Below are 17,368 nucleotides of genomic sequence, written 5' to 3' on the forward strand. Positions count from 1 at the left end.
TCAACGCAAGATTACAAATCCATCAGCACTGCACATTTTGCTTACAGCGCTGAGAATATCTTTCAGCTTTCGCGTTCCAGAAATTCCAGTGCAGCCTTTTTGAAAACCTTGTCGCCGACAGCAAGCATGTGGTCGCGGCCGGGAATATCCAGAGCAATCGCATTCTGCATCAGACCTGCAAGGGTCTGGGGTGAACCGGCCAGATCATCTTTCGTCCCCACTCCAATGAGCGCCGGAGCCGAGATTTTACCGATATCGTCTCGCGAAACATTTTGCCGTGACGTCTCTATGCATGCAGCAAGTGCGATGCGGTCACTTTTCGTCTGATCGGCAAATGTCCTGAACATCCGCCCCTTCTCGTGGGTGACGACATCGAGAGAAGGCGCGCGCAACGCTTCGGCAATCGGGTCCCAGTCCCCAACTCCATCGCACATGCCGATGCCAAGGCCACCGAAAATCAGCGAACGTACCTGATCAGCATGCTCAAGAGCCAGAAACGCGGCGATCCGCGCCCCCATCGAGTAGCCCATAATGTGCGCATGTTCGAGTTCCAGATGATTGAGAAGCGCGGAGGCATCACCAGCCATAAGCGACGGATAATAAGCTTCAGGGTCATGCGGCTTGTCGCTATGCCCGTGACCGCGGTTATCAATGGCAATAACCCGATAACCGGCATCCGTCAGGGTTTTCAGCCACCCCGGATGCACCCAGTTGACACTTGCAGTTGATGCGAAGCCATGAATCAGAAGAATCGGCGGTGCATCACGGCCTCCCTCGTCGAAATAGGCGAGCCGCAGCTCGCTGTTTTCAAAAAAATGAAACTCGGGGAGGTTCAGGTTCATCAGTGGCGCTCCGCGTTCACGAGATAGGAAAGGCCCATTGTCACTGCGACTTTTGGCACCAATGCAAAAGTCTGATCAATGCTCCACAGGCACTACACATTTGCGCCGAAGAGTTATAGTGTCGCGACCAAAAGCTCAAGCAATCGGAGACCAATATGGCTGGCCATGCGATCCCCCATTTCAAAAATGATGAAGGACACCGCGTTATCGAAGTTGGTGTGAAGGAATTCATGTGCGTTGGCGCATCTGCGCCTTTCGATCATCCACATATCTTCATTGATATGGGAGACGAAAACGAGGCGGTCTGTTCCTACTGTTCCACGCTCTACCGGTACAACCCGGCATTAAAGGGCGAAGAAACGAACCCGCCCGGCTGCGCTTATCGTGTCATTGCCGCCTGATCGGTAAAAGTCTGAAACTGCGGGGGAGGACAGGTCAATGAAAGCCGGGCATGCAGCAATTATCGGGGCCGGTATTGCCGGCCTTACAGCTGCCTTATCGCTCGCACGTCATGGCATCTCGAGTGAAATTTTCGAACAGGCCGACCATCTGGCAGAAGTCGGTGCTGGCCTGCAGATTTCGCCAAATGCGGCGCGTTGCCTGGACAAAATCGGCGCTCTGGAGCGGCTTGTGCCGCAGTGGCGTGAGCCTGAGCGCGTTGCGCTTGCTTCTGGTCGCAGTCTCAGGCAGATCGCTTACGTGCCGGTTGGCGATTCACGGTCGCGCTGGCATGCGCCTTACGGCGTATTGCATCGCTCCACCCTGCAGGCCGCTCTCAAGAATACGGTCTTGAATGAGCCGCGCTGCAAACTGAAACTCGGTGCGCGCATTGACCGCGCGGACATGGAATCTGTGTCCGCAATTGCAGACAAAACCCCGGATGTCATCATCTGCGCGGATGGTGTGTGGTCTCACAGCCGCCGCCAGATCTCAGATGCGCCGACAGCGCATTTCTCGGGCAATATTGCATGGCGCTTTGTGTTGTCATCGGAAGATGCACCCGGCATTCTCGACCGTGACACAGTCACGGCTTTTATGGGAAGAAAGGCGCACCTTGTCGCCTATCCTTTACGCGATGTCGGCGGGTTCAATCTGGTCGCCATTGCCGCTGGCGCCAGCGCTGGTGAAGCCTGGCACACCGAAGTGGACAGCAGCTGGAAATCTGCGCTGAATCAGCATTTCAGCGACTGGAATCCCGCACTGAAATCACTCTTCTCCCGCGCGACACCAACCTTCTGGCCACTTTATGAAGTCGGTGATGGAAACTGGCATAATGAACGCGACACGATCGTCATCGGCGATGCCGTTCACGCGATGATGCCATTTTCTGCCCAGGGCGCAGCCATGGCGATTGAAGACGCGTTTGAACTTTCTGCCTTCCTCAAAGAAAGAGAAGTGACCGAAGCGTTCCATGCCTTTGTTGCCCACCGCAAACCGAGGCTGGAAAAGCTGAAGAAGAGAACGAATTTCAACCGTTTCGCCTATCATGCTTCAGGGCCGACACGGCTTGCCCGTGATCTTGTTCTGGCTTTCCGTTCACCGGCGTCACTGGCCGCTGATTTCGACTGGCTTTATGGCTATCAGCCCTATGGAGTCGACAAAATCTGAGAGTTAAGAACCTGTGCGTCCGCCTGGAGGCACCGCGAAACACTGGTTAAAAGCGCTGACAACCGAGCCGTTGAAAAGGCTCTGTTTTCAGCGCTTTGATGCAGGAAAGCGAAGCTGGTATTCAGCTCTTGCGGACAGCGGCCAGCCCCTTTTCCAGATCACCGATCAGGTCTTCGACATTTTCAAGCCCGATGTGCAGCCGGATAACCGGGCCATCGTCAGGACCTTTGCAGACCGTTCGGCTTGCCAGACTGGACGGAACAGCCAGCGATTCATAACCACCCCATGAGTAACCAATACCAAATATCTCAAGTGCGTCGATAAAGGCGTGTTGCTTGGCACGAAACTCCCCCTCTGCCGCTTTCAGAACGATGGAGAACAAACCGCTGGCACCGGCAAAATCCCGTTTCCAGATCGCATGACCGGGGAAGCTTTCAAGTGCGGGATGGAGAACGCGTGAAACCTCCGGCTGCTGCTCCAGCCAGTGCGCCACTTCAAGAGCACTTTGATAATGATGCGCCAGCCGGACACCCATGGTTCTGAGGCCGCGCAAAATCTGATAGGCATCGTCCGGCGCGGCGCATAACCCCATCCAGGTATAGTTATCGTAGAGCTGCTCGAAATAACGCTCGTTGGCCGAGGCGGTACCCATCAGAATATCGGAGTGGCCGGACGGATACTTCGTTGCCGCATTCAGCGACAGGTCAACGCCAAAATCGAGAGGCCTGAAATAGAGCGGTGTGGCCCAGGTGTTATCCATCGAAACAATAGCGTTCTTCGAATGCGCGATATCGGCAAGCAGCGGAATATCCTGCATCTCAAATGTGTGAGAGCCAGGCGCTTCCGTGTGCAGCAAACGGGTGTTCGGACGAAAAAGCTTTTCGATCTCAGCGCCGGTATCAGGGTGATAATACTCAACCTCAATGCCCATGCGCTTCAGGTACTGATCGGCAAAACGGCGGGCCGGATCATAGGCCGAATCGGTAATCAGGATATGATCACCCGGTGACAGGACAGCAAGCCATGGCATCGTGATTGAGGCCAGACCAGAAGGATAGAGAAGCGTTCCAGCCGCGTTTTCAAGTTCATTGAAAGCTTGGCAAACCGCATCCGTCGTCGGCGTTCCGTGGGTGCCGTAGGTGTATTTCGCCTTACCGGAAACGGCTGTTTCCACGTCAGGGAACAGAACCGTGGAGGCATGAACAACAGGTGGATTTACAAAGCCGTGAAAGGATTGCGGGTCATGGCCGCCATGAGCGAGCCTGGTATTGTTTCCGGCCTTGGATGCCGCATCATTTTTCTGGGACATGAGATCAATTCACACTGTTGAAGAAGACGTCAGAGAACAGTGTTTTGAATCGTCATGACGGATCGGTCAAGTCAAGCGAGCGTACGAAGCGGTACACCGATGAAAAGATATTACTTTTCGTCAGAAATTCGTGCCAGATTCGCAGTCATTTTTATGATTAACTTTTAAAACACTGCCTAAAAATTATACGAAAGTAGACGTTTTCAAACAATTCGGTTCGATTTTTGAAACCAAGTCTTGACCATCTGGAAAATTACGCATGAGATACCGGAGCTCGCACCGAGGGGTTTGCCGGGCAGCAGCCGACACCCCTTCCAGATTGCGACTAGTCTTGGGGAATGGCTGCTTTACTTTTCAATGATAAAACAAAGGTTGGGAAAATGAAAAAGACGCTTCTGTCAGCCGCTATCGGCGCAGCAGTCTTCGGCTTTGGGGCACACGCCGCATCGGCCGCGACGCTCGACGACGTCAAGGAGAAGGGATTCGTCACATGCGGCGTGAGCACGGGCCTTCAGGGCTTTTCCGCGCCCGACAGTGAGGGGAACTGGTCCGGACTGGACGTTGATTACTGCCGTGCTATCGCTGCGGCCATCTTCGGCGATCCATCCAAAGCCAAATTCGTTGCTCTGACCGCGACCGACCGGTTTCCGGCGTTGCAGTCCGGCGAAGTCGACGTTCTGACGCGTAATACGACATGGACGCTTTCGCGCGACACTTCACTCGGCCTCGATTTCCGTACCGTCAACTATTATGACGGTCAGGGCTTCATGGTTCCGAAGGATCTCGGCGTATCATCGGCGAAAGAACTTTCCGGGGCGGCCGTCTGCGTTCAGTCCGGCACAACAACGGAACTAAACCTCGCGGACTACTTCAAGTCCAACGGCATGGAATATAATCCGGTCGTTTTTGAAGCGCTGGAAGACGTTAACAACGCCTTCAATCAGGGCCGTTGCGATGTTTATACAACGGACCAGTCGGGGCTTTATGCCATCCGTCTGACGCTTACCGACCCGGACAACTATATGATTCTGCCGGAAATCATCTCGAAAGAACCGCTTGGTCCGGCCTGGCGCCAGGGTGATGACCAGTGGGGTGACGTTGTCACCTGGACGCACTTTGCCATGCTCAACGCTGAAGAGTTCGGCATCACGTCAGAAAACGTCGATGAAATCGCAGAAACCTCCGACAATCCGGGCATCATGCGCCTTCTCGGCACCGAGCCGGATGGCAAGATGGGTGCCGACCTCGGTCTCGACGAAAAATGGGCCTATAATATCATCAAGACTGTCGGCAATTACGGCGAAGTCTTTGACAAGGATGTCGGCCAGGGTAGCCCGCTCAAGATTGAACGTGGTCTGAACGCGCTTTGGACCAATGGTGGTCTGCAGTACGGCCCGCCGATCCGCTAAGCTTCATAGCTTCATATTATCTCGGAATTTGCACGGGGCAGTTTTCTGCCCTGTGCTTTCAATAAAAATAGCCCAACACGGGCAACCGGGGAAAAAATGGCTGAATCGTCAAGCAACGCTCCCTTTCGGGAAACGCGGGCCACCGCCCTACTGTACAATCCTGCTGTCAGAGGTTTCGTCTACCAGCTCGTAACGGTCATTTTGGTCGTTGGCTTTGTCTGGTGGGTCACCGACAACACGATCAGAAACCTGCACAATGCCGGCATTGCCTCCGGTTTTGGTTTTCTCGACAATCGCGCCGGTTTCGATATTGCGCAGACACCCGTCTCATACAACAATGATATGAGCTATGGCCGGGCACTGTGGATTGGCATCGTCAACACCATCATTGTTTCGCTGGCCGGTATCATCACGGCGACAATTGTCGGCTTCATCATCGGCGTCGGGCGTCTTTCCTCCAACTGGCTGATTGCAAAACTCAGCCAGGTTTATGTCGAAGTTTTTCGCAACATTCCACCGCTTCTCGTTATCTTCTTCTTCTATACCGGCGTTCTGGCCCTTTTGCCTTCGGCGCGCGACTCTCTGACATTGCCGGTGGATATGTTTCTGAATAATCGCGGTCTGGCTTTCCCGGCTCCGGTTTTCGGTCCGGGCTCATGGATCATCGGCATTGCCGTTTTGATCGCGATTGGCCTTATCGTCGCGTTGAATATCTGGGCCAAACGGCGGCAGATGGAAACGGGGCAGCAATTCCCGACTTTCTCGGCCAGCCTTGCACTCTTTATCGTCCTTCCGGTGATCGCCTACTTTATTGCAGGTGGCCCGGTTACCTTCGACATCCCGGTGAAAGGACGTTTCAACCTGCAGGGCGGCGCGGTTCTCGGCCCTGAGTTCATGTCGCTTTATCTGGCACTTTCACTTTATACCGCTGCGTTCATGGCAGAAATCATCCGCGGCGGCATCCTCGGCGTCGCCAAGGGACAGACAGAGGCTGCAAATGCGCTTGGCTTACACCCGCGCAAGGTCACACGTCTGGTGGTCGTGCCGCAGGCTATGCGCATCATCATTCCGCCGATGACGAGTGAATATCTCAGTTTGACAAAGAACTCATCACTGGCGGTTGCCATCGGCTATGCGGATATCGTCGCAGTCGGAAAAACGGTTCTAAACCAGACAGGACAGGCCGTGGAAGTGGTGACAATCTGGATGATCATCTATCTCACACTCAGCATTCTGACCTCAATCTTCATGAACTGGTTCAATGCCAAAATGGCCTTGGTGGAGAGATAAGATGGTGCATGATCTCGCATATGTCCGCAAGGAAATGCAGGCACAACAGCCTGCGCCTCAGAAAGATGGCGGTGTTGCCCGCTGGCTTCGGGCCAACCTGTTTGCAACCCCGAAGGATGCGCTTCTTTCAATCATTGCCATCATTTTTCTGGTCTGGGCGGTCCCGCCTGTCGTCGAATGGCTGTTCATCAATGCATCCTGGTCCGGTCCGGACCGTTCCGTCTGTGCCACTGTTGCGCAAGGTGGCATCCAGCCCGATGGCTGGAGTGGTGCTTGCTGGGCCTTCGTCAATGCCAAATTCGATCAGATCATTTTCGGCCGGTATCCGGACGCAGAGTTCTGGCGTCCGTTACTCGTGGGCGCCCTGTTCACCATTCTGCTCATCCCCATGCTGATGCCGAAAATGCCTTATAAGGGATGGAACGCCTTCCTGCTTTTTCTGGCATTGCCGGTTGTTTCATTCTTCCTGCTTTATGGCGGTGTTTTCGGCCTGCCGATTGTCGACACCTCGGACTGGGGCGGCCTGATGGTCACTCTGATCCTGTCTTACTTTGCCATTGCTGTATCACTGCCACTGGGGATCATTCTGGCTCTGGGCCGCCGGTCAAAAATGCCGGTCATCAGAACACTCAGCATCATCTTCATCGAAGTTGTGCGTGGTGTGCCGCTGATCACGATCCTTTTCATGGCCAGTGTGATGCTGCCGCTCTTCCTGCCGGAAGGCATGACCATCAATAAATTCCTGCGTGCCATCGTTGGTGTGTCGCTGTTTATCTCCGCCTACATGGCCGAGGTTATTCGCGGCGGGCTTCAGGCGATGCCGAAAGGACAGTTTGAGGGTGCGGCGTCTCTGGGGCTCAAATACTGGCCGACCATGCGGCTGATCATTCTTCCGCAGGCGATCAAGCTTGTGATTCCGGCGATCGTGAATCTGTTCATCTCGATCTTCAAGGATACGTCGCTGGTATCGATCATCGGCATGTTCGATCTGCTCGGCATCATCAAATTCAACTTCACCGACTCAACCTGGGCTTCACCGGTCACGCCGATCACCGGCCTGATCTTCGCCGGTTTCGTCTTCTTCATCTTTTGCTTTGCGATGTCGCGCTATTCCAGCTTCATGGAACGCCACCTCGACACCGGGCACCGGAACTAGATTCTGAAGGTTAATCTCAATGGCTCACACTGTAGACACTTCACACATGGTCGTCTCGGATACCGAAGTCGCGGTCGAGATGATCCACGTCAACAAATGGTATGGCGACTTTCACGTTCTGCGCGATATCAACCTCAAGGTCATGAAGGGCGAGCGCATTGTTATTGCCGGACCTTCGGGATCGGGCAAGTCGACGATGATCCGCTGTATCAACCGTCTGGAGGAACACCAGAAGGGCAACATCATCGTCGACAATATCGAACTGACCGACGACCTTAAAAAGATCGATGAAATCCGGCGTGAAGTCGGCATGGTGTTTCAGCACTTCAACCTGTTCCCGCACCTGACCATTCTGGAGAACTGCACGCTGGCTCCGATCTGGGTGCGCAAAATGCCGAAGAAGCAGGCGGAAGAAATCGCCATGCATTATCTGGAGCGGGTTAAAATTCCCGAACAGGCTGACAAATATCCGGGACAACTTTCCGGCGGACAACAACAGCGTGTGGCAATTGCCCGCTCGCTGTGCATGAACCCGAAGATCATGCTGTTCGATGAGCCGACATCGGCCCTCGATCCGGAAATGATCAAGGAAGTGCTCGACACAATGGTCGGGTTGGCCGAAGAAGGCATGACCATGCTTTGCGTGACCCACGAAATGGGCTTCGCCCGTCAGGTGGCAAACCGCGTGATCTTCATGGACCAGGGGCAGATTGTTGAGCAGAATTCACCGGCTGAATTCTTCGACAATCCGCAGCACGAACGAACCAAGCTGTTCCTCAGTCAGATCCTCCATTAAAGCAGAACAGCAGACGTTTCAGACAATAAGGCGGGCCGTTCGGTCCGCTTTTTTCATATTAAAGGAAAAAAGCTTAAAGCAGCCCGAGTGCAGCCAGCTCCGCACGCAGCTCGTCAGGCATTTCTTCACCGCCCTCACCGACATCGAGGTCGCGCGGTGCATCTTCGGCTTTGAGATACCGCCACCCCTGAAATGGCTTTCGCGGCACCGGGACAGTATCAATGACCTGTGGGGCAAGAACCAGGTCGCAGCGCTCAATCCCCTGCCCGTCTGTGTGATTACCGATTTCCAGCAATTCCTGACGCGCACGGATTTGCCCGCCAATGACCCAGTAGAGAGAACCGCCTTCCAGCAACTCTTCCCTGCGTTTTGGCGTCATGCGTGTCGTGTGAACGGTATGCGGTTCAAGACCGGCTGCAATTGCTGCCATGGAGCGTTCTGAGACCCACCCACGCAGATCATCAACGGCAGTCGCTCCAACACATAATTTTAAAAGGTGAAGGCTCATGAGGCCTTATGAAGCGCGCAGGCCCGGATTCGTCAAGGCATTTTGAACGTTTTACGCAAGCAATAACCCACAAACTTTGTTCAGCTGCCAAAGACTGCAACTATGCGCTCAGTGCCCTAACAATCAACCACGTTCACTGCGAGGCCGCCAGTCGATGTCTCCTTGTATTTTTCATGCATATCATTGCCGGTCTGACGCATCGTCTCTATGCAGTTGTCCAGCGGCACAAAATGCGTGCCATCCCCTTTCAGCGCCAGCGAGGCAGCAGTCACCGCTTTGACCGCACCCAAAGCGTTGCGCTCAATACAGGGCACCTGAACGAGCCCCGCAACGGGATCGCAGGTCATGCCAAGGTGATGCTCCAGCGCAATTTCAGCCGCATTTTCCACCTGCTCCGGTGTGCCCCCCATAGCGGCGGCCAGTCCGCCCGCAGCCATGGCAGAAGCCGATCCCACCTCCCCCTGACAGCCGACTTCAGCACCTGAGATCGACGCATTCGATTTGATGATCCCGCCAATTGCAGCAGCCGTGAGCAAAAAATCTCTTTCGGCACTCTCCCCCATCGGAGACTGAAATTCAGTAAGGTACCGCAGCACCGCGGGAACAACGCCCGCAGCACCATTGGTGGGCGCTGTGACAACCCGCCCGCCTGCAGCATTTTCTTCGTTAACGGCCATGGCAAAGACAGACAGCCAGTCATTCGCCATCATCGGGTCAAACTGGTTGGAAAGCCGCGCTCCGGAGAGTTTGTCATAGAGGCTGCCGGCCCGCCGCCTGATATTCAGACCACCTGGGAGCACGCCCTCACCACGCAAGCCTCGATCGATACAGTCGTTCATGGCACCTGAAAGTTGATCCAGCCCCCGGTTCAGATCCGCGCGCGACATCCGGACCTCTTCATTGGCGCGCTTCATTCCGGCGATCGTCATGCCTGAACGCTTTGCCATATCAAGCATTTCTGCAGCTGTTTCAAACGGAAACGGGATGTCCTCTGTCTTATCGCCCGCGGGAAAATCTTTCATTGCCTTCCATTCAGCCAGTTCCGTATCGCTCAGAACAAAACCACCGCCAATGGAATAGTAGACCTGCCGCAGAAGAATCTGATCATCTGAATCATAGGCATAAAAGGCCATACCATTTGCATGGCCCGCAAGTTTCTCCGTGCGATTGAAGGTGAGATCATTTTCAAAATCAAAAGCATAAGGTGGATGCCCCGGAGGTTCGATCTGCCCGCTGTTGCGAATTTTTGAGATGATATCTTCCATGGCATCCGGATCGACGGTATCCGGCTTTTCACCTGCCAGCCCAAGAATGACCGCCCGATCACTGGCATGGCCAGCGCCTGTAAACGCCAGCGACCCATGAAGACTGACACCAATACGTTTGACGATGGCACCTGCCGGACGAGGCCAATCATTCGAGGCAAGAAGATCAAGAAACCGTGCGGCTGCCGACATCGGACCCATTGTGTGAGAGCTTGACGGGCCGACACCGATTTTAAAAACTTCAAATACCGAAAGAAACACCGGCGCACCTCCTTTTCAGGCTTAATCTTCTTGTGATTACAGGCTTCATGAAAACAGACCGCGTTCCCATAACCGACATTGCAAAAACGATCAGCGACACAAGCCTTCGCATGCCCCTCACCTAGTGGTTCGATTCCGGCATTTGGTGCCCTTTTCCGCACGCGCTTATCCAAATGCCGGAATCAAAAGAACCACTAGCTAAGCTTATGTTCCTAGTGGAAATTTTCGAATTTGACATTTGAAACTATCACTGGCGGCAGGCGGGATTCAAATGTCAAATTCATTCCACTGGATTTGAAAGTCAGCCTGCACCAGCAAGTCTATTTCAGATAACACCCAACAGCAAAAGACCGTGCGGTTAAACCGCACGGTCTCAACTGTGAACTTGTTCTTTTAAGGCAATGCCGTTTGAAATGACCACCTCCTGGCAATCAGAATGTCATTTTTCAGATTGTCAAACGGCAACAAAGAGATAGGCAAGTCCGAGAATAGCACTGACGCCTACAACGGCACGCAGGGTTACCCCCCAGCAGGATTTACGTGCGGTGTCTTCCATATCAACTCCGATTGTCTTAATCCAGCAAGCAGGCAATGGGAGGAGTGCTCGCTGAGAGTTACCGCTTTATTAAAATGTGAAATGCGTTGCAATGGGCTAGCCAAGAAAAATATGCATACCGGCCGTCGACCGCTTGCAATGACCCATGGCAATTGTCAAAGCTGACACCTGAAAGAGATGGTATCGGCTTCTGCGGCTGCTTTTTAGGCAACACTTTCTGCAATTTGGCCTGTTTGGCCGATTATTTTCGAGGCATTTGCCATGACCACGATTGATACAATTGCACTGGCCTTTTTTCTGCTGACCTGGTTCGTTTTTGACAAATTGGTTACCGGGCATTTCAACCTTGTTCGCAGAACAAGCCTCACTGAAGCCATGTATGCCCACCGGAAAGCATGGATGAAGAATTCGCTGACCCGCGACTGGAAGATGATCGACACACAGATTCTCTCCGGTCTCCAGAACGGGACCGCCTTCTTCGCCTCCACCTCGATTTTCGCCATTGGCGGCTGCTTTGCGTTGATAGGCGAAGCGGACAGAGCGCAGAGCCTGTTTCAGGATCTGCCGGTGCTTTTTCAAAACTCGCGTGCCGCCTTTGAGCTTAAGGCTGGTGGTTTAGCCACAATCTTTGGCTATTCATTTTTCAAATTCGGATGGTCCTACCGGCTCTTCAATTACAATACGATCCTGTTTGGTACTCTGCCAATGGTGCAGGAAACAGAAAGCGACCAGGCAGAAGCGGAGCGAAAAGCAGAAATGGTGGCGGAGGTAAACATCATTGCAGCCCGCCACTTTAACGCCGGTCTTAGAGCCATCTTTCTCTCCATTGGCTATCTCGGCTGGTTTCTCGGCCCTTACTTCTTTATCGGGACGACGGCGTTCGTTTTCCTGATTCTCACTCGGCGGCAGTATTTTTCCGAAGCACGCCGCGCTATCCTCAACGGGATCGACAGCGGAAAGCGCAAGGCTATATGACCAGCACAGAACAGACCACCACCATTCCGACGCCCGCGAAACGAATTCATCTGCTTGATGCTGCACGCGGCGTCGCATTGATCGCCATGGCGATCTACCATTTCACATGGGATCTTGATTATTTCGGCTATGTGCCTTCCGGTCTGTCAACAACGGGCGGATGGGCAATATTTGCGCATATGATCACCGGAAGCTTTCTGTTCATTGCCGGTTACAGCCTTTACATGGCCCATGGCAAAAGCCTGCGGCTGACCTCATTTTCAAAGCGGCTTATCATTCTTGTTGCCGCCAGCGCGGCCATATCCGCAACCTCGTACTTCACGACACCCGGCGCCGTGATCTATTTTGGCATACTGCATAATATCGCAGCCGCCAGTGTTATTGGCCTGCTCTTTGTAAGAGCGCCGGTTCTCCTGACATTCGCCGCCGCAATCGTCGTGTATGCGCTGCCGCATTATGTTCGTTTTGAATTTCTTGATCCGAGCTGGCTGGCATGGATCGGCATGGCACAACAGCCGCCACCGTCCAATGATTATGTACCACTCATCCCATGGCTTGCACCGTTTCTGGCGGGTATTGCAGTTTCAAAACTCAGTCTCGCCTGGCTGAAACGCCAGCGCCAGTTTCCAAAAAAGGAAGGCATACTCAGCTTTTTTGGACGCCACAGCCTGATTTTTTACCTTTTGCACCAGCCAGTTCTGTTCGGCCTTGTCTGGAGCGTCAGTATGTTCGCCCCACCGGATGTAACACAGGCCTACCTTTCGAGCTGCCAGACAAGCTGTGAGCTTTCAGACGACCAGGCGTTCTGCAAATCCTATTGCGCCTGCACATTAAACGCATTGGAAGACGAAAAACTCCTCACCCCGCTGATGCGTGGTGCCACGGATGACGATGACCGCGTGGCACTCGGGCGCATTGCAATGAGTTGCAGCATTCAGCAACCGGAATAAAATGAAAGTCTCCTGAAAGGCTCAGGTACCGACGCCGATTTCCGCCAATCGCGCAAGGCAGGTTTCTTCGGCGTTGTCGAGTTCACTCATGAGTTCCTCAATGTCACGCCGCTTGCGACGCAGATCCTCGCGCCGGGCCTTGATCTTCTCCATCAAATCCTTCAGTTGCTCAGCCTCACGCGGAGGATTGCGGAAAAGCTGAATCACTTCCTTGATTTCAGCCAGCGTCAGGCCAATACGCCGATGCAGCAGAATCTCTTTCACCAAACGGCGCTCACTTTCACTATAGAGGCGTGTGCGCCCGCGACGTTCGGGCTGAAGCAGCCCCTCATCTTCGTAAAAGCGTAAGGTTCGCGTTGACACATCAAATTCGCGCGTCAGCTCCGTGATGGAGTAAAATTTATTCTGCATTCGGCATTCCTGAAAAATTAACTTCTAAAAATAAGCAGATGATTTCTTATCGAAATTAGATATTAAACCACCAGGTGGCAATTCCCAAAAACGAGAAAAAGCCGATCACATCGGTGGTCGTGGTGACAAAGACAGACGAGGAGATCGCGGGGTCGGCTCCGGCACGATCAAGCAGAAGTGGTATCAGAATTCCGGCCATCGCAGCAGCAAACATATTGATGATCATGGCCGTTGCGACCACGCCGCCCAGCTCGGGGTTCTGGAACCAAAAGCCGGCGACAAGCGCGATCAGAATTGCAAAAGCCACACCATTGAAGATACCGACCCCGGCCTCTCTTCGAATAATCCGCGCCGCATTGTAAATATCGAGATCTTTGGTTGCCAGTGCGCGCACTGTCACTGTCATCGTCTGGGTTCCGGCGTTACCGCCCATTGAAGCCACAACCGGCATCAACACCGCAAGAGCAATCATCTTCTCGATCGACTCATCGAAAAGCCCGATCACGCTGGCAGACATGAACGCCGTTCCCAGGTTGATCAGCAGCCATCCAAAGCGCGAGCGAACCGCTGTTTTGATATTGTCCGAAAGTTCTTCGTCACCAACACCACCCAAGCGCATGATGTCTTCTTCGGCTTCCTCGTGGATGACATCAACGACGTCATCAATCGTGAGAACACCGACAAGACGCTCATTGCTGTCAACCACTGCAGCGGACAGAAGGTCATACTGTTCGAAAAGCTGCGCAGCCTCTTCCTGATCCGTTTCGGCCGGGATCGGATGATTGGTCTCGCGCATGATCGCTTCAATTTTGGTCTTGCGCTTTGTGCGCAGGATTTTGTCGAGATCGACGGCGCCAAGAAGACGGAAAGTCGGATCAACGACAAATATCTGCGAGAAGCTGTTGGGCAGGTCATCTTCCTTACGCATATAGTCAATCGTCTGACCAACGGTCCAGAACGGTGGCACAGCAACAAACTCTGTCTGCATACGGCGCCCGGCCGAGCTTTCCGGATAGTCCAGCGAGCGCGTCAGGCGAATGCGTTCGATAAACGACAGCTTCGACAGGATTTTATCCCTGTCTTCATCGTCCATATCCTCGAGAATGTAGACCGCGTCATCAGATTCAAGGCTGCTGATGGCAGAAGCGAGCTGCTCAGCAGGCAGTCCCGCGATGATATCAAGACGGACAGCTTCATCCACCTCAGTAAGGGCGGTCAGATCGAACTCATCGCCGAGAAGCCGTACCAGTTCAGGCCGGGCTTCCTGCGGCAGAGCTTCAATAACATCACCGATCTCTGATTCATGAAGCCCTGCGATATTTTCACGCAGAAATTCTGTATCGGCTCCGGCTATGGCCGCTTCGACGGCTTCCAGAAACTCGGTACGCACAGAGCCTTCTTCATTATAGATTTCAGGCGTCGGCTCGCGGCGATCGACAGGTTCCTGCAACTCTTCGTCCAGATGGCTCATCGTGAGAGACCTCGTTCTGTCAGCAATGCTGTTTTGGCTCCGGCGGCCTCCCTCCAACCGCTGAGCAGGATCTGAAGATGCGATAGCGAGCTTTCTCGCCCGCGTCTACAAGCTCCGCTTCATTCTTGCACTTAAGCATGTAGAAACACGACCGCGAAAAACCATGCCCGCCCCACACTGAAGGCGTTTTTTTATTGAAATCGACTGTTTGGAAGCGCATCTACGATCTTGACGAAACTCAAGGAGCGCATCATGGAACGGGATCCAAACTCCGGACATAAGTCAAAGGCGGCGGGCGGCTGGCCAGCGCTGATCGCCTCGGGAAAGTTCCTGTTGTCCAGTGGCGCTCCGCTGAGCGGTGTGAACGCGCTGAAAAAGGCCAATCAGCCGGATGGTTTCGACTGCCCGGGATGTGCATGGGGCGATCCGGAGCATGGCTCATCTTTCGAGTTCTGCGAAAACGGCGTCAAAGCGGTTTCCTGGGAAGCCACAGAACGTCATGCAGACCCGGTTTTTTTCGCCCGGCACAGCGTCAGCACGCTGAAAACCTGGAGCGATCATGATCTTGAGAACTCAGGGCGGCTGACCGAGCCGATGCGCTACAACGCCTCAACCGACCACTATGAGCCTGTTTCCTGGGAGACAGCCTTCCATGAGATCGGAGAGCTTCTGAACAGTTTGGACACACCTGACGAAGCACTCTTTTACACCTCTGGCCGTGCCAGCAATGAGGCGGCTTATGTCTATCAGCTTTTTGCCCGGATTTACGGCACAAACAATATGCCGGACTGCTCCAATATGTGCCACGAGGCTTCTGGCGTTGCGTTGAAGCAGGCGATCGGCATTGGCAAAGGCACCGTCAGACTGGAGGACTTCGAAAAGGCAGATGCCATTTTCGTGGTCGGTCAAAACCCAGGAACGAATCATCCCCGGATGCTCGGAGACCTTCGGCGTGCGGCTGAACGCGGTGCGCGGATCGCCGTATTCAATACGTTGCGGGAACGCGGCCTGGAACGTTTCGCCGATCCGCAGCGAAAGATGGAAATGGTCATAAACGGCAGCAAGAAGATTGCCAGTGACTATTTCCAGCCAGCCCTCGGCGGCGATATGGCGGTTTTCCGGGGCATGGCAAAGGCCGTCATCACTGCCGACAGGAAAAGCCGCTCCGATGGAAACGGTCCGCTGATTGATGAAGCCTTTATCGCAAAGCACACCCAGGGATTTGAGTCCTATATTGCCGAGGTCGACCAGACGCGGTGGGAAGATATCGAAGCGCAATCCGGACTCTCCCGCGCCGAAATTGAGAAAGCCGCTCGCATTTATCTTTCCGCGGACAATGTCATCTGCACATGGGCGATGGGTATCACCCAGCATAAACATTCGGTCATCACGATCCGTGAAATCGCAAGCTTCATGATGTTGCGCGGGCAGATTGGTCGCCCCGGCGCTGGCCTTTGCCCGGTGCGGGGCCATTCGAATGTCCAGGGGGATCGGACCATGGGCATTAACGAAAAACCGCCGGCAGCCTTTCTGGATGCTCTTTCTAAAACCTTTGGTTTCGAAGCACCGCGCGAGCATGGGTACAGCACGATCGGAGCCATTGGCGCGATGTTGGCTGGCAAGGCACGTGCCTTCGTTGGGCTTGGTGGAAATTTCGGTCGTGCGGTTCCAGACAGCAGTTTGATCGAAAACGCATTGCGTGAACAACTGCTGACGGTTCAGATCGCCACGAAACTCAATGCAAGCCATACGATGCCGGGCAGGAATGCCTATCTCCTGCCATGCCTTGGCCGCACCGAAATCGATCTTGGGCCTGACGGAAAGCCGCAGTTGATCACAGTCGAAGACTCGATGAGCATGATCCACGGCTCTGCAGGCATCAACACACCTGCCGGACCTCAGTTGCGATCGGAAATCGCGATTGTGACTGGAATAGCCGCCGCGACTGTTGGCACGGATGTGGTCAACTGGCCGGCGCTCAGCGCCAACTATGATCGTATTCGCGATTACATTGCCAAAACGATTCCTGGATTTTCAGACTTCAATAAGCGCGTCCGCCAGCCACGCGGCTTTTATCTGGGCAACAGCGCAGCAGAACGAAAATGGGATACCGACACCGGGCTTGCGAATTTCTGCGATTGCGCATTGCCGGAATCCACTGTGTTTCAGAAGCGCGGCGAAAAGAAAGACTATTTTACGCTGCAGACGGTTCGCAGCCATGACCAGTACAATACGACAGTTTATGGCATGGATGACCGTTATCGTGGCGTTTATGGCGAAAGACGCATTATCTTCATCAATCCGGCTGATATCACAGATATGGGGGCCCGCGCGCATCAGTTCGTTGATATTGAAGGGCCGGATGATGATGGCGTCGAACGCATCGCGCGTAGCTTCAAGCTGATCCCCTATGATATCCCGCGTGGCTGTCTGGCTGGCTATTTTCCAGAACTCAACGTGCTTGTGCCACTCTCCAGCTTTGGTGATCTGAGCGAAACTCCGACGTCAAAATCGATACCGGTACGATTGAAAATCGCGCAGACAGAAGCCGTTGCCTGAAC

General features: G+C 53.9%; 15 protein-coding genes. 9 read left to right on the plus strand and 6 right to left on the minus strand.

What is annotated here, in order from left to right:
- Positions 1 to 62 precede the first annotated feature (62 nt).
- Positions 63 to 842 (minus strand): alpha/beta fold hydrolase, encoded by a 780-nt coding sequence (locus tag EDC90_RS07580; protein ID WP_132310145.1) that lies wholly within the window; start codon positions 840 to 842, stop codon positions 63 to 65.
- Between the two features lie 155 nt (positions 843 to 997).
- Between EDC90_RS07580 and EDC90_RS07585 the strand changes: the two genes are divergently transcribed.
- Positions 998 to 1,243 carry a zinc-finger domain-containing protein gene (locus EDC90_RS07585; protein WP_132310147.1) on the plus strand — a complete coding sequence of 82 codons (246 nt, stop codon included), beginning with the start codon at positions 998 to 1,000 and terminating at the stop codon, positions 1,241 to 1,243.
- Positions 1,244 to 1,280: 37 nt separating this feature from the next.
- Positions 1,281 to 2,450, plus strand: coding sequence for an FAD-dependent monooxygenase (locus EDC90_RS07590; RefSeq protein ID WP_132310149.1), 1,170 nt, complete (start codon positions 1,281 to 1,283; stop codon positions 2,448 to 2,450).
- A 121-nt stretch (positions 2,451 to 2,571) separates the two neighbouring features.
- Here EDC90_RS07590 and EDC90_RS07595 read toward each other — a convergent pair whose 3' ends face one another.
- On the minus strand, positions 2,572 to 3,759 hold the full coding sequence (locus tag EDC90_RS07595; protein ID WP_132310151.1) for a cystathionine beta-lyase: 1,188 nt from the start codon (positions 3,757 to 3,759) through the stop codon (positions 2,572 to 2,574).
- Positions 3,760 to 4,139: 380 nt separating this feature from the next.
- Between EDC90_RS07595 and EDC90_RS07600 the strand changes: the two genes are divergently transcribed.
- The 4 genes from EDC90_RS07600 (at position 4,140) to EDC90_RS07615 (ending at position 8,410) form a co-directional block, all read left to right on the plus strand.
- Positions 4,140 to 5,168 (plus strand): amino acid ABC transporter substrate-binding protein, encoded by a 1,029-nt coding sequence (locus EDC90_RS07600; RefSeq protein ID WP_132310153.1) that lies wholly within the window; start codon positions 4,140 to 4,142, stop codon positions 5,166 to 5,168.
- A 96-nt stretch (positions 5,169 to 5,264) separates the two neighbouring features.
- On the plus strand, positions 5,265 to 6,458 hold the full coding sequence (locus EDC90_RS07605; RefSeq protein WP_132310155.1) for an amino acid ABC transporter permease: 1,194 nt from the start codon (positions 5,265 to 5,267) through the stop codon (positions 6,456 to 6,458).
- 34 nt (positions 6,459 to 6,492) lie between these two features.
- On the plus strand, positions 6,493 to 7,614 hold the full coding sequence (locus tag EDC90_RS07610; RefSeq protein WP_432419996.1) for an amino acid ABC transporter permease: 1,122 nt from the start codon (positions 6,493 to 6,495) through the stop codon (positions 7,612 to 7,614).
- A gap of 19 nt (positions 7,615 to 7,633) precedes the next feature.
- Positions 7,634 to 8,410, plus strand: coding sequence for an amino acid ABC transporter ATP-binding protein (locus EDC90_RS07615; protein WP_132310159.1), 777 nt, complete (start codon positions 7,634 to 7,636; stop codon positions 8,408 to 8,410).
- Positions 8,411 to 8,483: 73 nt separating this feature from the next.
- Here EDC90_RS07615 and EDC90_RS07620 read toward each other — a convergent pair whose 3' ends face one another.
- Complete coding sequence (locus tag EDC90_RS07620; protein WP_132310161.1) at positions 8,484 to 8,918, minus strand: DUF1489 family protein; 435 nt, start codon at positions 8,916 to 8,918, stop codon at positions 8,484 to 8,486.
- A gap of 116 nt (positions 8,919 to 9,034) precedes the next feature.
- Positions 9,035 to 10,444: an L-serine ammonia-lyase gene (locus EDC90_RS07625; RefSeq protein WP_132310163.1), complete on the minus strand. Its 1,410-nt coding sequence runs from the start codon at positions 10,442 to 10,444 to the stop codon at positions 9,035 to 9,037.
- 817 nt (positions 10,445 to 11,261) lie between these two features.
- Between EDC90_RS07625 and EDC90_RS07630 the strand changes: the two genes are divergently transcribed.
- Both EDC90_RS07630 and EDC90_RS07635 read left to right on the plus strand, forming a co-directional pair.
- Positions 11,262 to 11,975 carry a DUF599 domain-containing protein gene (locus EDC90_RS07630; RefSeq protein ID WP_132310165.1) on the plus strand — a complete coding sequence of 238 codons (714 nt, stop codon included), beginning with the start codon at positions 11,262 to 11,264 and terminating at the stop codon, positions 11,973 to 11,975.
- Positions 11,972 to 12,925, plus strand: a complete 954-nt coding sequence (locus EDC90_RS07635) for a DUF1624 domain-containing protein (protein ID WP_132310167.1) — start codon at positions 11,972 to 11,974, stop codon at positions 12,923 to 12,925. The genes EDC90_RS07630 and EDC90_RS07635 overlap by 4 nt, the downstream gene beginning before the upstream one ends.
- Positions 12,926 to 12,946: 21 nt before the next feature.
- Here the strand turns inward: EDC90_RS07635 and EDC90_RS07640 are convergent, their stop codons facing one another.
- Entirely contained in the window at positions 12,947 to 13,336 is a 390-nt protein-coding gene (locus EDC90_RS07640) for a MerR family transcriptional regulator (protein WP_132310169.1), read from the minus strand.
- A gap of 55 nt (positions 13,337 to 13,391) precedes the next feature.
- Entirely contained in the window at positions 13,392 to 14,807 is a 1,416-nt protein-coding gene (gene mgtE, locus EDC90_RS07645; RefSeq protein WP_132310171.1) for a magnesium transporter, read from the minus strand.
- Between the two features lie 252 nt (positions 14,808 to 15,059).
- Between mgtE and EDC90_RS07650 the strand changes: the two genes are divergently transcribed.
- Entirely contained in the window at positions 15,060 to 17,366 is a 2,307-nt protein-coding gene (locus EDC90_RS07650) for an FdhF/YdeP family oxidoreductase (protein WP_132310173.1), read from the plus strand.
- Positions 17,367 to 17,368: the final 2 nt, after the last annotated feature.

Source organism: Martelella mediterranea (assembly GCF_004342225.1).
GTDB classification, from domain to species: domain Bacteria; phylum Pseudomonadota; class Alphaproteobacteria; order Rhizobiales; family Rhizobiaceae; genus Martelella; species Martelella mediterranea_B.

Bases quoted from the DNA above. Each gene is read 5' to 3' on its own strand.
- EDC90_RS07580 (WP_132310145.1), bottom strand. From the start codon at position 842: ATGAACCTGAACCTCCCCGAGTTTCATTTTTTTGAAAACAGCGAGCTG.
- EDC90_RS07585 (WP_132310147.1), top strand. From the start codon at position 998: ATGGCTGGCCATGCGATCCCCCATTTCAAAAATGATGAAGGACACCGC.
- EDC90_RS07590 (WP_132310149.1), top strand. From the start codon at position 1,281: ATGAAAGCCGGGCATGCAGCAATTATCGGGGCCGGTATTGCCGGCCTT.
- EDC90_RS07595 (WP_132310151.1), bottom strand. From the start codon at position 3,759: ATGTCCCAGAAAAATGATGCGGCATCCAAGGCCGGAAACAATACCAGG.
- EDC90_RS07600 (WP_132310153.1), top strand. From the start codon at position 4,140: ATGAAAAAGACGCTTCTGTCAGCCGCTATCGGCGCAGCAGTCTTCGGC.
- EDC90_RS07605 (WP_132310155.1), top strand. From the start codon at position 5,265: ATGGCTGAATCGTCAAGCAACGCTCCCTTTCGGGAAACGCGGGCCACC.
- EDC90_RS07610 (WP_432419996.1), top strand. From the start codon at position 6,493: ATGCAGGCACAACAGCCTGCGCCTCAGAAAGATGGCGGTGTTGCCCGC.
- EDC90_RS07615 (WP_132310159.1), top strand. From the start codon at position 7,634: ATGGCTCACACTGTAGACACTTCACACATGGTCGTCTCGGATACCGAA.
- EDC90_RS07620 (WP_132310161.1), bottom strand. From the start codon at position 8,918: ATGAGCCTTCACCTTTTAAAATTATGTGTTGGAGCGACTGCCGTTGAT.
- EDC90_RS07630 (WP_132310165.1), top strand. From the start codon at position 11,262: ATGACCACGATTGATACAATTGCACTGGCCTTTTTTCTGCTGACCTGG.
- EDC90_RS07635 (WP_132310167.1), top strand. From the start codon at position 11,972: ATGACCAGCACAGAACAGACCACCACCATTCCGACGCCCGCGAAACGA.
- EDC90_RS07640 (WP_132310169.1), bottom strand. From the start codon at position 13,336: ATGCAGAATAAATTTTACTCCATCACGGAGCTGACGCGCGAATTTGAT.
- mgtE (WP_132310171.1), bottom strand. From the start codon at position 14,807: ATGAGCCATCTGGACGAAGAGTTGCAGGAACCTGTCGATCGCCGCGAG.
- EDC90_RS07650 (WP_132310173.1), top strand. From the start codon at position 15,060: ATGGAACGGGATCCAAACTCCGGACATAAGTCAAAGGCGGCGGGCGGC.